The 12,724-nt window shown below is 59.4% G+C and carries 10 protein-coding genes; 8 read left to right on the plus strand and 2 right to left on the minus strand.

Annotated elements, in window-relative coordinates; translation table 11 throughout:
- Positions 1–2: 2 nt before the first annotated feature.
- Positions 3–1,997, minus strand: a complete 1,995-nt coding sequence (gene hflK, locus K0F75_RS24840) for a protease modulator HflK (protein ID WP_219064613.1) — start codon at positions 1,995–1,997, stop codon at positions 3–5.
- A gap of 367 nt (positions 1,998–2,364) precedes the next feature.
- Between hflK and K0F75_RS24845 the strand changes: the two genes are divergently transcribed.
- The 3 genes from K0F75_RS24845 to K0F75_RS24855 all read left to right on the plus strand — a co-directional run bounded on the left by K0F75_RS24845 (position 2,365) and on the right by K0F75_RS24855 (position 7,000).
- Positions 2,365–3,984, plus strand: coding sequence for a glucan biosynthesis protein D (locus tag K0F75_RS24845; protein ID WP_219064614.1), 1,620 nt, complete (start codon positions 2,365–2,367; stop codon positions 3,982–3,984).
- Between the two features lie 377 nt (positions 3,985–4,361).
- A complete protein-coding gene (locus K0F75_RS24850) occupies positions 4,362–5,693 on the plus strand; it encodes an O-antigen ligase (protein ID WP_257604482.1) in 1,332 nt (443 codons plus the stop codon).
- An 8-nt stretch (positions 5,694–5,701) separates the two neighbouring features.
- Positions 5,702–7,000: a hypothetical protein gene (locus K0F75_RS24855; RefSeq protein ID WP_219064615.1), complete on the plus strand. Its 1,299-nt coding sequence runs from the start codon at positions 5,702–5,704 to the stop codon at positions 6,998–7,000.
- A gap of 22 nt (positions 7,001–7,022) precedes the next feature.
- Here the strand turns inward: K0F75_RS24855 and K0F75_RS24860 are convergent, their stop codons facing one another.
- Positions 7,023–7,205: a hypothetical protein gene (locus tag K0F75_RS24860; RefSeq protein ID WP_219064616.1), complete on the minus strand. Its 183-nt coding sequence runs from the start codon at positions 7,203–7,205 to the stop codon at positions 7,023–7,025.
- Between the two features lie 106 nt (positions 7,206–7,311).
- Here K0F75_RS24860 and tssI point away from each other — a divergent pair, with 106 nt between their 5' ends.
- From tssI to K0F75_RS24885, 5 genes are all read left to right on the plus strand, one after another.
- The gene (tssI, locus tag K0F75_RS24865) at positions 7,312–9,423 is read left to right on the plus strand and encodes a type VI secretion system tip protein TssI/VgrG (RefSeq protein ID WP_219064617.1); all 2,112 of its coding nucleotides are present in this window, start codon (positions 7,312–7,314) and stop codon (positions 9,421–9,423) included.
- A gap of 39 nt (positions 9,424–9,462) precedes the next feature.
- A complete protein-coding gene (locus K0F75_RS24870) occupies positions 9,463–10,272 on the plus strand; it encodes a DUF4123 domain-containing protein (protein ID WP_219064618.1) in 810 nt (269 codons plus the stop codon).
- Positions 10,269–10,790: a DUF3304 domain-containing protein gene (locus K0F75_RS24875; protein ID WP_219064619.1), complete on the plus strand. Its 522-nt coding sequence runs from the start codon at positions 10,269–10,271 to the stop codon at positions 10,788–10,790. Before K0F75_RS24870 ends, K0F75_RS24875 begins: the two co-directional genes overlap by 4 nt.
- Positions 10,775–11,326 (plus strand): DUF3304 domain-containing protein, encoded by a 552-nt coding sequence (locus K0F75_RS24880; protein ID WP_219064620.1) that lies wholly within the window; start codon positions 10,775–10,777, stop codon positions 11,324–11,326. The genes K0F75_RS24875 and K0F75_RS24880 overlap by 16 nt, the downstream gene beginning before the upstream one ends.
- The coding region (locus tag K0F75_RS24885; protein ID WP_219064621.1) for a DUF2235 domain-containing protein at positions 11,311–12,724 on the plus strand (1,414 nt) is incomplete at its 3' end. The genes K0F75_RS24880 and K0F75_RS24885, both read left to right, overlap by 16 nt.

Here is a 12,724-nt window from a genome sequence, read left to right on the forward strand (position 1 = left end):
CCTTAATGAACGGCTTTACGCGGCGCCGTTGGGTCTGCCGGTAGCGTGAACGTGCGTAAATCGATGGTCGGCGCAGTGTCGCCGCCCAGTCGATGATCGAGAACCAGCAACTTGGCGTGGGCCAGGCCCTGGCTCAGCTGGGTCAGGTATTGCTCCAGCAGAAATGCCTGGCCGGCATGGGCATACGCCTGGCGCTCAGCGCTAAAGCGTAAATCAGCCCCTTGCGCCGCAGCCAACACTTCGCGTGCACCGGCGGTGGCCTGGTCTTGCGCCACGCTGGCATTGAGCTGCGCCAGATTGGACTGCTCGCTCGCGGCACCGCGCTCCCGGGAAATCAACGCCTGAGCACTGATCTGTGCGGCTTGCACGCCATGGTAGGCATTGGCCGCACCGGCTGGCGGATGAATCGACTCGACCACGGTCGCGAGAATTTCCACGCCGCTGTCCAGCGCCTTCAGATCCGCTTGCACCGCATTACCAATGTCGGCGGACAGCGCAGCGCGTTGCTCGCCGAGTAACTGATCGAGGGTCCGCGAGGCAAAATCATGCACCAACACCCGGCTCGCCGTGCTGCGAATCAACGTCGGCACGTCGGCGCTGTTGTAGGTCGCCGCCATCGCCGCCTGATCCGTCAGGCCAATGCGATAAACGAAGCGCACGTCCATGTTGACGATCTGGAAGCTCTGCTTCTGGGCAGAGGACCGGGTGCCGGACGGGTCACCTGTGCTGCTGGCGATCACCTGAGACTTTTCATTGATATGGCTCGCGTCCCACAAGCGGTTGGCGCTCAGGGGCGCCGGGCCTTCTGCAGGCTCACGAACCTGTTCGGTAGCACTGCCCTCGGTGACACTGGTCGCCAACTCATGCACCACACCGTTTTCCACCGCCAGCACCCGACCGAACGGCCATGGCAACCCCGCGTGCAATCCAGGGCCGAACACCTCCACCGGCTTGCCAAAACGCTCGTAGATGCCGCGCCTCTGCATGGGGATTTCATGCACACCGGTCAGCATCCAGCCAAGCGCCAACACCACGCCCATGACCGGCAAAAAGGCGCGGCGCATGTAGGTAAACGCCCAAATTTGACGCAGATCGATGCCGAACCGATTGTGCAATTCATTCTGCAAGGCCAGCAACGGCTGCGGCGGCCAGCGCAGCAGTCCAGCCATAAAGCTCTGGGCCAACAGGCGCGGCTCGATACGCTCATTGCGCGGGCTGAACAAGGACATCAACGCACGCAGCAACAACTCCAGGGCCACCAGACCGGGCAATAGCCCCATCAGCACAGCAAGCCGCGCCGGCCAAAGGCGGTCGGGCGTCGAGAAGAACAGGCACAGCGCACTGAGCAGCAGGCAGGCAATCGCCACCCGCGTCAGTTGTGCCAAGGGCTCGGCTTCAGGCCATTCAGCCCGGAGTTCATGGCTCAGCTGACGCTCCAGCACCAGCAGCCCGAAAGCCAGCAGGAGGGTGATCCCCCCCGCTACGTTGCCTGTCGGCCCAAGGCTCGAACCCACAAGGTTCAAGTTCCAGACCATCTTTACGGCAAACATCGCCAGCAACGCCCAGCCGCCAAGCCACAACGTTGGCAAACCAACCTGGGTCAGCAGCGACGACCCACTGCCGCTGATCCGGCCCAGCAAGCGCTCGTACCAGCCGGGTGCCTGTTCCGGAACCGATTCGTCCTCTTCGGGGGGTTGCTCGACGACGCCCGCGCCCTGCTCCGCGCCCAGGGTCTTCGCGCGCCAACGGGCAATCCAGTAAGCCGACTGCAAACCCGCGACCACCAACCACAGGGCTGCGGCATTGTTGACCAGCACGGCCGACCACAATGAAGTGGACGAAAAAAGCATGACAAACAACGCCAGGATAAAGGCGAACAGCCCCAAGCCTGCCAGGCCATAAGCCAGGCGCAACAAACGTCGGGCGTGAAACGCGGCTCTTTGAAAGCGCGGCAAGCCATCGAGGCCTGCACTTTCGACATCCAGATCAACCCGCATCGACACCCCAGACCTTGTTCAATAGTGAAGACAAACCGTCCATCAAAAACCGCCCCTTGCATCGACCCTGACGGCGTGTTGCCGGGCAACACTCTATGAACGTTACGATATAACAGAAATCGTGAAATTTTTGTCGACCGATTGCGCCTTTGCGGACACGCTGACTTGAGCCTCACGCGTCGCCCCAATCATCCATCAATATCTCCCTCTGATAAGTAGATATCGATTTTTTTCACCCATTTTGCGAACCCACGGCCCACTTTGTTATCTAGTAATGGGCAGTTCCATGCGGCCGAGGGCTTGATCGGGCGCATTTCCCACGCGTATGTGCAGGGCGGCACAGCATCACCTGAGAGGCTTCACCTTTATGAATCGCAGGAATCTTCTGAAAGCATCGTTGGCCCTGGCGGCCTATACCGGCTTGCCCGCTGCCGGGCTGTTTGCCGCGCGCGCCATGGCAGCCACGGCCGACGGCGAGATCGAGCATTTCGATTTCGAGGCCCTGCAAGCTCATGCCAAGCAACTGGCCGGCAACCCCTTCGTCGATACCAGCCAGCAATTGCCGCCGACCTTGGCGAAGATGACCCCGCAGCAATTCAACGCCATCCAGTACGACCCCGCGCACTCACTGTGGAACGACATCAAGGGTCAACTGGATGTGCAGTTTTTCCATGTTGGCATGGGCTTCAAACAGCCCGTGCGCATGTACAGCGTCGACCCCCAAACCAAGGAGGCGCGCGAGGTGCACTTCCGTCCGCAGCTGTTCAACTACGAAAGCAGCGGTGTGGACAAGGCTCAGCTCAAGGGCGATCTGGGGTTTGCCGGCTTCAAGTTGTTCAAGGCACCAGAAATTGCGACTCACGACGTTTTATCATTCCTCGGTGCCAGCTACTTTCGCGCAGTCGACAGCTCCGGGCAGTACGGCCTCTCCGCTCGCGGCCTGGCCATCGACACCTATGCCAAGCGCAAGGAAGAATTCCCCAACTTCACCAAGTTCTGGTTTGAAACACCGATCAAGGACAATACCCGCTTCGTCGTCTACGCCCTGCTGGACTCCCCCAGCGCGACAGGCGCCTATCGCTTCGACATCGATTGCCAGGCCAGCCAGGTGGTCATGGCCATCGACGCGCACATCAATGCGCGGCAAGCCATCGAGCAACTGGGGATCGCGGCGATGACCAGCATGTTCAGCTGCGGCACCCATGAACGGCGCATGTGCGACACCCTCCATCCCGAGATCCACGACTCCGACCGCCTGGCCATGTGGCGTGGCAACGGCGAATGGATCTGCCGCCCGCTGAACAACCCGGCCACCCTGCAATTCAACGCCTTTGCCGACAAAGACCCCAAAGGCTTCGGTCTGGTGCAGACCGATCACGAGTTCTCCAGCTATCAGGACACGGTGGACTGGTACAGCCGCCGGCCTAGCCTGTGGGTCGAGCCGACCACCGCGTGGGGCGAGGGCTCTATCGATCTGCTGGAAATCCCCACCACCGGCGAGACGCTGGACAACATCGTGGCCTTCTGGACACCGAAAGCCCCCGTCACTGCAGGGACTTCGCTCAACTTCGGCTACAAACTCTACTGGAGCGCCCTGCCGCCCGTTGGCACCCCGTTGGCCCGCGTACACGCTACTCGCTCAGGCATGGGCGGCTTCATCGAGGGTTGGGCTCCAGGCGAGCATTACCCGGAAGTCTGGGCCCGCCGCTTTGCCGTTGACTTCACCGGCGGCGGTCTGGAAAGGCTGGCCGAGGGCACAGGAATCGAGCCAGTGATCACGGTATCCAGCGGCGAAGTGAAGGACTTCAACGTGCTGCTGATCCCGGACATCAAAGGCTACCGCATAACGTTCGACTGGTACCCCAACAGCGACTCGGTCGCGCCGGTCGAGCTGCGTCTGTTCATTCGCACCCATGACCGGACACTGAGTGAAACCTGGCTTTATCAGTATTTCCCTCCCGCCGCCGACAAACGCCGCTATAACTAAGTAATCAAGGGCAGGATTTAAGGCTGACGCTTGCAAACGCGTCAGCCTTTTTTACACGTGTGTAAAATTTTAGAGCCATAGAGACCCTTTACTTCTGGTCTGCCGGTGCACTAAAAAACCACGTCAATTTTTCATCACCTATGTATTTCAATGACTTGAGACCATAAGCAATTGCACCCAAGCGACGTCCGTTAAAAGATTGACGAATTGATTTGACAGCACTCACAAGTGACGTTGATATACCGCTAATTACCTCTCACATCACACCCGCCGTCCTCGATTGAACCCCATTAGTGGCTGTTCTACAGGCGGTAGCTTTGCCGTGCGCGATGGCGAACAAACATCCTTTATCTACGCGCTTCAGAGGGCAGCAAAACATGATGTCGAACTCCCCTTCCGCCTCAACTGAAAAGCCTTCGATCCTTTCATTCAACAAATCGACATTGGTCATCTGGGTGGCCATCAGCCTGATCGTGGTCGAAACCTTCTCCGGCGCCCTACGCTATTACTTCGATATGGCGGGGATTTCCGCGCTGCTGTACCTGCCTAAAATGGGGTGTGCCGTGCTCTTCGCGCTGGAGCTGCTGACGTTCAAAACCTCGCGCCTGTTCTGGATCGGGTTGCTGTTACTGCTGTTGTCCAGTCAGTTGGCCCTCCTCCACGGCGCCAGCCTGAACAATGTGGGTTTCAGCCTGTTCGCCATCAGCCCGTTCCTGTTCGCGATGGTCTGCAGCGAGCACCTGATCAATCAAAAAAGCCTGTTAGGCAAGTGTGTCGCCCTGTGCCTGGTCGCCTCGGTGGTCGGCCTTCTTTTGGATAAATACACCACGGTGCCCTGGAAGGGTTACACCTACCAACTCGGATCGATTGAGCTGAGTGCCAACCGTGCCTGGACTGCGGACGACATCGATCGACTCGCCGGGTTTGCTCGGGTGTCCAACGTGTTGTCGATCATGATTGCGATCTTCAGTCTTTATCTGCTGATGTTCATCCGCTCCCGGATATTGTTCGCCGCAGTGTGTGTCGTGGCGTTTTTCAGCATTCTCCTGACCACCAGCAAAACCCCGACCGTGGCCTTTCTATTCACGCTTGGGCTGCTGGCCCTCATTCGCTACCGCTGGACCAGTGCGTGGATTTTCGTGATCGCCGTGTCGATGGGCGTAATTTTGCCCGCCATGGGGGTGATACACGACTTTGACCCCAATGCGGCCAGCAGCAACAGTGGCGGAGGCCTGGCCTCGTTTTATGATCGCCTGGTCAATACCTGGCCACACCTGATCATCCTGATCACCAATGAAGGCTGGAGCTGGCTGGGCGTGGGTTTCGGCATGTTCGGCAGTGCTGTCTTTGTGTCCCCGGTGCCGCATGCCGATATGCTCGGCACATCGGACAATACCGCCGTTTATCTGTGGGCTATTTTCGGCTTTGCAGGGGTGTTCCTGTACATGCTGCAATTGCCGCTACTGTTCCTGCTGCGTGATTACTCGACAACCCGTATGGACCGCGCCTTGTTGGCCGTCACCTTTTGCATCTGCGTGATCAGTTGGACCACGGACATGTTCGAGGTCACCATGTCCAACCTGTTTCTGGGGCTGGCCATCGGTCATACGCTGAACCGCACACTCAGCCCCCAAGACAACGCCAGCCCCGCACTGGCGCTCACGCCTCCCCTCGACACCCTGTCGTCTGCCCTGCCCGACCAGCGTTGAGAAGCCCAATGAAAGCAAACGTTCGCCTCAGTATTTTCGTAGGCCTTATGGGCCTGCTGCTAACCGGCACAACCCGCGCCGAAGACGTCTTCATCGTAGGGGTCGGCACCCACTTGATGGAGTCCCAAACCCTACAGAAACGCGCCCTGCAATCCGCCGCAGATGCGGGCATCACGTCCGTGCGCGACGATGCCTTCTGGTCGACGGCCGAACCTGCGCGCAATCAGCTGCGTATCCTTCCGTCGTGGGAAACGTACCTCAACGGCGCCAGAAACCTGCAGTTGAGCACCATGCTGATTTTTGGTTACGGCGCCGTTCCCTATGACGGCGCCAAGCCGCGTACGCCCAACGTCACAGCCGCCTACCATAACTACATCGATTTCGTGAGTCGCCGGTTTGGAAACAGGGTCGATTTTTACGAAGTCTGGAACGAGTGGGACATGGAAGGCACGAAAGACCCGGCATTGAGCACTGACTATGCCGCGCTGGCCAAAAGCGTCGTTCCCTGGGTTCGCAAAAACAATCCGCAAGCAAAAGTACTCGCCGGCGCCGTGACATCCAAAGGCATGCTCGACGGCTTCGTTGATCGCCTGATCGATGCCGGGACGCTGAACGAGGTGGACGGTCTGTCCCTGCATCCTTACGTGCATTGCATGAGCCTGGCGCGCAACACCCCTGAAAGCTGGGCCAACTGGATGCGAGGCTACGAAGCGCAAGTGCGTGACCGTGCCAAAAAAGCCGTTGCGATTTACCTGACTGAAATGAGCTGGCCCAGTCACCAAGGCAACTGCGGGATCAGTGAAGCCAAACAATCGTCCTACCTCGCGCGCAGCTATTTCCTGGCGCGGACCATCCCCAATATCAAAGGGATGTGGTGGTATGACCTGCTCAACGACGGCCAGGACAAAGGCGAACAAGAACATAACTTCGGCCTGCTGCGACCGGACCTCCAGCCAAAACCCGCTTACAGCGTCCTCAAGGCCATCAGCCCGATACTGCGCGAATACACCTACGACGCCGACGCCAGCGTCCAGGCCGACGACGTCTACCTGCTCAACTTCCACAAAGGCCCGGAGCGCGTCGTCGTCGCCTGGACAGCCAGCCGATCACGGCAGAAAAGCGTGCTCGGCAGCACCCAGCTCACAGGCAACGTTCAACTCATCGACACCGCAGCGCCAGGCAAAGGCCTGCATGACAGCGGCGAACCTTGGGCCTGCAATGCCTCCGGGTGCAGCGCGTCAGTGACCCTGAGCGACTTTCCGAAAATCATTCGATTGGGCACGACAAGCGTGGTGTCCAAACGCTGAGTGTTCCGCCATTCGATATGAATTAACCCAGCCCCGACAAAAATGCCCGGCAGACCGAAACGTCTGCGCGGGCATTTTTTTGGGCGCAGAAAAATCCATACCGAACTCCAGCGCCCACTTTATTGTTTCTATTCCATTCAAATATCCCCCCCAACAACCCAAAACCGCCGTTCTCACGAACAGCGGTTTTTTTGTTGGTCAACATTTCAGACCTTTCCTGCAACACGACACGGATTTGGCCTACAGACGATAAAAAACCTTTCACCGAACATGCCTTGGACAACTCTTCTTACAAAAGCCAGGACAGCGGAATGCCGACATTAGCTAATCAGCCAGACTTTAGCCTGACCATTGCCAGGCTCAAGCGGGATTACAACCTGCAGGTTCTTCAATTCATGGGGCAGGAAGGGTTAAACCAGCCATTTTGTTTCGATATTGAACTGGTCAGTGATCGCCCGGCACTGGACCTGAATGACTATCTGCATAAGTCCGCGTTCCTCTCCCTCGGCGGTAAAAAGGGTTATGGCTTTCATGGCCTGATCCACGAGTTTGTTCAGGGCCAAACCCACTGGAAAGCCACCCATTACCACCTGAAACTGGTGCCACAGCTGCTTTACCTTGAGCACCGGACCAACCAGCGCATCTTTCAAAAACAAACGGTGAAACAGATCATCGCCCAGGTGCTGGAAGAGCACGGCATCCTCTCGGATCGCTATCGCTTCGAGCTGGATGCCCGACACTACGAGCCCCGGAACTATTGCACCCAGTACAAAGAGAGCGACTTGTATTTCGTGCAACGCTTGTGTGAGGAGGAAGGCCTCAGTTTTCGCTTCGAACACAGTCAAAACAGCCACATCCTGGTCTTCGCTGACCACCAGGACCGGTTCAATCGCCTGCCTGAGTCCACGGTGTATGTGCCCGACAACGGCATGAACGCCGAGACCGTGGCCGTCAAGTCGTTCAGCGTGGGCATCAAAGGCAGAACCTCGCGGGTCACCCGCCGTCACTACGATTTTGAAACATCGAGCCGTCCTCTGGAATCGGCCTCAAGAGGCGATGATCGCGAGGCGTGGGATCACTTTCAGGAACTGGAAGACTTCGCCTACCCCGCCTATTTCAAAACCGCAGACCACGGTCGGCAGGTTGCGCGTAAATCGCTGGAAAGACTCCAATTGAACGCGTGCGTGGCGCGCGGGGCGAGCGATCAGCCGATGCTCCTCAGCGGCCACTTGTTTGCCCTCGAGGACCATCCGCGCAAGGACTGGAACGCTCACTGGCTGCTCAATCACGTCACCCACCGTGGCCGGGCTCCGCAAGTGATGGAAGCCCTTAACAGCACGGCCCCCGAGGCCGAGGACGGTTTTGTCCAGGGTTATCGGAACACCTTCACCGCCACCCCTGAGCACGTGATTTATCGACCGCCACTGGATCACCCCAAGCCCGTGGTACTGGTCAGCCAGACCGCCACGGTCTGCGGCCCCAAGGATGAAGAGATTTACTGCGACGAATACGGCCGGGTCAAAGTTCGTTTCCGGTGGGACCGGTCCGGCTCAACCGACGAACTCAGCAGCTGCTGGGTGCGCGTGGTCACTGGCTGGGCGGGCAGTGGCTACGGCAGCAGCGTCATTCCACGGGTCGGCATGGAAGTGGTCATCGGCTATGACGAAGGCGACCCGGACTCGCCGATGCTCACCGGTTACCTGTTCAACAAGGCCAACACCGTGCCTTACCCGCTGCCCGCCAATAAAACCCGCAGCGTGTTCAAATCATTAACGTCTCCCGGAGGGGGAGGCTCAAATGAAGTTCACATTGAGGATCGCAAGGGCAAAGAATGCATCTACCTGCACGCCCAACGCGACTTCCTGACCCACGCCCGCAACGACCACACCCTTGAGGTGGATAACGAACAGCGCACCGCCATCAAAGCCAACGCCTACAGCGAATACCACGCCGAAGAACACCACACCACCCATGGCCTGCGCAAAACCCAACTCAACGGCGACGACTCGCTGAACATCGCCGGCAGCAGCTACACCCAGGTCGGGCAAGCTGCAGTCATCCGCGCCGGGCAGGATCTGCACCTGCAATCGGGCATCAACGTGGCCATCGACGCCCAGGGCTTTCTCACGCTCAAGGGCGCAGGCCAGCACTTGGTGTTCACCCCGGCCGGGATTTTCAGCAGCAGCCTGATCACCGTCGGCGGTGCCCCCATCCCCGGCACCCCACCCGCGATTCAACTGCCGCAACTGCCCGGCGAAAGCGCACAAGAAGCCGCCGGCCGATTGATGGCGCTGTCGCCGTCGTTGCCGGAATTTTCCTGGGAGCACGAACCGGAGCCCGCTGAGGTGCTGCCGGAGCCGGTGGTGTGTGAAAAGTGCTTCCAGGCGGCTCAAGACGAACTCAAGGGATTTGCGACCCGCTAATGCATAGGTTCTTTTTCCTACTACCTTCGGGACCCCACCATGGACTTTGAAATCCCCGCGTGTCTGCGCGACGTGAAACAACACGCCGACGCAGCAAGCCTCGACTACCTCGACATGATCATCAACGCCACGTTGCTGGATTATCCCTTGCTGCAACGGCTGGCCGAACTCGACCCGCCGCCCTTGCACACACCGTTGCTTGAGGGCACGCCTGAACACGCACTGGCCGCACAAGGCCCTGTGCATGTTCGCGTGTTCTGGGCACATACGGCCCAGGTGAACTGGCTGGGGGCGTTTGTCAGGGCGTTCGAACGCGAGTCCCGCGTGCTGTCGCTGTTAAGCCCGTGGCCGTTCGACGCGTTGAGTGAGCACCTGCGCTATTACACTCAGGCGCATTGGGACAAAGGCGCCAAGAGCGGCATCCTGCGTTACTACGACAACCGGTTGTTCAAGCACATCAGTGGCGTGTTTATCGAAGACGCGGCTCGCGATTTCCATGCCCCCGTCATCAGTTGGCACTGGACCGACCGCGATCACAAAGCGCAGATCATCGGTGGCTACAACCTCCCCTTTCACGAATTTACCCGCCCCAGTACGCCCTTGATGATGGACGCGTATCAGGTCGAGTCCGTGTGCACCTGGAGTGCTGCCGAGCAATGGGAGGAAACCCACGGTCTGTCCAAACGGAACTACCGGGTCGGCAAGGAACAACGAGTCTCCGTGCTTTATTTGGGGCACCTCGCCGCCAGTGACCGCCGCCTTAAGGGCGAGGAACACCGGGCATTTATGATCGAGTGGCTGGCCCGACACTTGCCCGAAGACCTGCCGCAGACCGGTGGTTTGGCATGAGTCGCCCGTTCGCGCTTTGCCTGCTGACCTGCCTTGCGCTGCAAGCCTGCAGCCAATCATTGCCCGACCGACTCGGCGCGCCCATCGAGGGGTACAGCCATACCTCGGCGGCGATCAATTACTTCATGGTCAACGGCAATGGCGGTCCGAACATCAGCCCTTACGGCGGGGGCGGCAAGCAGAACTGCTGCGTGAGCATGCCGCGCCAGTGGCATCCCGGCCTGACCGTGGTGGTGGAGTGGGAGAAGGATCCAAATACCGGTGACTCAGTTAACTGGCCCAAACCTCGCTACTCAGATGCTTGGCGAAAGGCTGCAAGAGAACACCAATCCAAGTACACCCGCCATCGCGCCGTCGGGGAGGTGGCGCCGTATGAAGAACTCGGCGTCATCGATGTTCATTTCCTGCCCTGCAACCAAGTTGCCGTTTCGGCTGTCGCGGTTACTCCCGGCCAAGCCGGTTATCCCTTCAACTACCCGTCCAAAATGGAAGAGCCTGCCGTATGTCCCGCACCCTAAACCCTGGCGCCCTACGCCGAAGGCCAGCGCTTTGGGCGGCGGCGCTCGCCTGCCTTGCGCTGCAAGCCTGCAGCAAATCACTGCCCGAGCGCCTCGGTATTCCCATCGAGGGGTACAACCACACCTCGGCGGCGATCAATTACTTCATCGTCAACGGCGGCGGGCCGAACATCGGCCCTTACGGCGGGGGCGGCAGCCAGAACTGCTGCGTGAGCATGCCGCGTAAGTGGCATCCCGGCCTGACCGTGGTGGTGGAGTGGGAGAAGGATCCGAATGTTGGTGCCTCGAGGTATTGGACCGAACCTCGATTCTCCGACGCATGGTTCAAGCGAATGGACGAACACGAAACCAAATACACCCGCCATCGCGCCGTCGTGGAGGTGGCGCCGTATAAAAAACTGGGTGCAATCACGGCGCATTTCCTGCCCTGCGACCAGGTAAAGATCTCCGCGGGCCCTACCTATCTCGGCATGCCTGATCACCCCTACAACTACCCCCTCAAGATGGAAGTCCCTGCCGTATGTCCATTACCTTGAATTCAGGTTCTCAACGCTCGGCCCCGGCGCCTTTAACGCCGACCCCGCCGTTCCCGAAAGAGGGGCTGCTGCCGCGCACGTCCGAGGATGTGGCGCTTAACTACCGCACACAATTTCGGCCCGAGCTTCTGGCCGGCTATGCGGCTGAACGCGCCGCTGAGGCGGCGGGTGAAACCTATACCGGCCCGCCGTGCATGAATGTGCTGAACATCAGCCTGTGTTTCGACGGCACCAACAACCACGAACCCTCGGACAAACTCGGTCAGCCCCCGAGCACCAGCAACGTGGCACGGCTTTACCACGCCAGCGTCGGTGCCAACCAGGGCACAGAGCAGAGCCGGGCGAACGACATGGGCTTCTATCGTTATTACATGCAAGGGGTCGGCACCGAGTTCAAGGAAATCGGTGAGTTCGAACCACGAGATCTAGGGCTGATCGGCGCGGTCGGCGGCGAGAACCGGATCAATTGGGGCATCACGCGCCTGCTGGATGCGGTGGGTCGGGCTTGCGGAGAAGACCCGCTGACCGTGGATACAGCCTTCGAACTGGTACAAAAAATGGGCACCTCGTTCACTGAAGAGATGCTCGGCGCGACGTTGCTCAAGAGCGGTGACAGCCGTCGGCGAGAGGCCCTGCAAGCGCCATTGCTGGCATTGCAAAAAAAGGTCGATTTCGTGCATGCGCGCAAGACCCAACCCAGAATCATCGGCCTGCGCCTGTACGTGTATGGCTTTTCCCGGGGCGCCGCCGAAGCCCGGGCCTTTGCCACCTGGCTGGAGAGCCTGACCCAGGTCGAAATCGAGGGTGAAACCTGTTACCTGTTTGCTGGCCTCCCGATCTGCATTGCTTTCCTGGGTTTGTTCGACACCGTGGCCTCCACCGGCATGGCCTATGCGATGCCCTTCGCCGAGGGCCATATGGGGTGGGCCGATGACTCCATGCGCCTGTCGGACTCGGAGACGTTTCTGGAGCGCTGCGTGCATCTGGTCGCCGCCCATGAGCAACGCACCTGTTTCCCGGTGGACTCGATCCGGCGCAAGAACGACCCCGATGACCCGAGTTGCCCTTCGACCTACCGCACTAACACTGCCGAATACCTGTGCCCCGGCATGCACTCCGATGTCGGTGGTGGGTATTCGCCGGGCGATCAGGGCAAGTCGCTGGGCGGTCCACAGGACGTGATGTCACAAATCCCATTGCAGCACATGTATGCCGAAGCCTACGCAGTCGGCGCTCCGTTACAGGCACCTCCTGATGCGCTTAGCCTTGAGCAAGAAGAGAAATGGCCCTGGCTAAAAATGTCCGACACGACTTCTGATGCCTTCGACGTCTCCGAAACCCTCACCCTCCGCTTCAACACCTGGCTCGCCCACCACAAAACCGGCCCGCTGGAAGGCG

Source organism: Pseudomonas sp. UMAB-08 (genome assembly GCF_900095225.1).
Taxonomy (GTDB): domain Bacteria; phylum Pseudomonadota; class Gammaproteobacteria; order Pseudomonadales; family Pseudomonadaceae; genus Aquipseudomonas.

Excerpts from the sequence above, each read along its gene's own strand:
- K0F75_RS24860 (WP_219064616.1), bottom strand. The coding sequence starts at position 7,205 with ATGTTGACCAACAAAAAAACCGCTGTTCGTGAGAACGGCGGTTTTGGG.
- K0F75_RS24845 (WP_219064614.1), top strand. The coding sequence starts at position 2,365 with ATGAATCGCAGGAATCTTCTGAAAGCATCGTTGGCCCTGGCGGCCTAT.
- hflK (WP_219064613.1), bottom strand. The coding sequence starts at position 1,997 with ATGCGGGTTGATCTGGATGTCGAAAGTGCAGGCCTCGATGGCTTGCCG.
- K0F75_RS24875 (WP_219064619.1), top strand. The coding sequence starts at position 10,269 with ATGAGTCGCCCGTTCGCGCTTTGCCTGCTGACCTGCCTTGCGCTGCAA.
- K0F75_RS24870 (WP_219064618.1), top strand. The coding sequence starts at position 9,463 with ATGGACTTTGAAATCCCCGCGTGTCTGCGCGACGTGAAACAACACGCC.
- tssI (WP_219064617.1), top strand. The coding sequence starts at position 7,312 with ATGCCGACATTAGCTAATCAGCCAGACTTTAGCCTGACCATTGCCAGG.
- K0F75_RS24850 (WP_257604482.1), top strand. The coding sequence starts at position 4,362 with ATGATGTCGAACTCCCCTTCCGCCTCAACTGAAAAGCCTTCGATCCTT.
- K0F75_RS24880 (WP_219064620.1), top strand. The coding sequence starts at position 10,775 with ATGTCCCGCACCCTAAACCCTGGCGCCCTACGCCGAAGGCCAGCGCTT.
- K0F75_RS24855 (WP_219064615.1), top strand. The coding sequence starts at position 5,702 with ATGAAAGCAAACGTTCGCCTCAGTATTTTCGTAGGCCTTATGGGCCTG.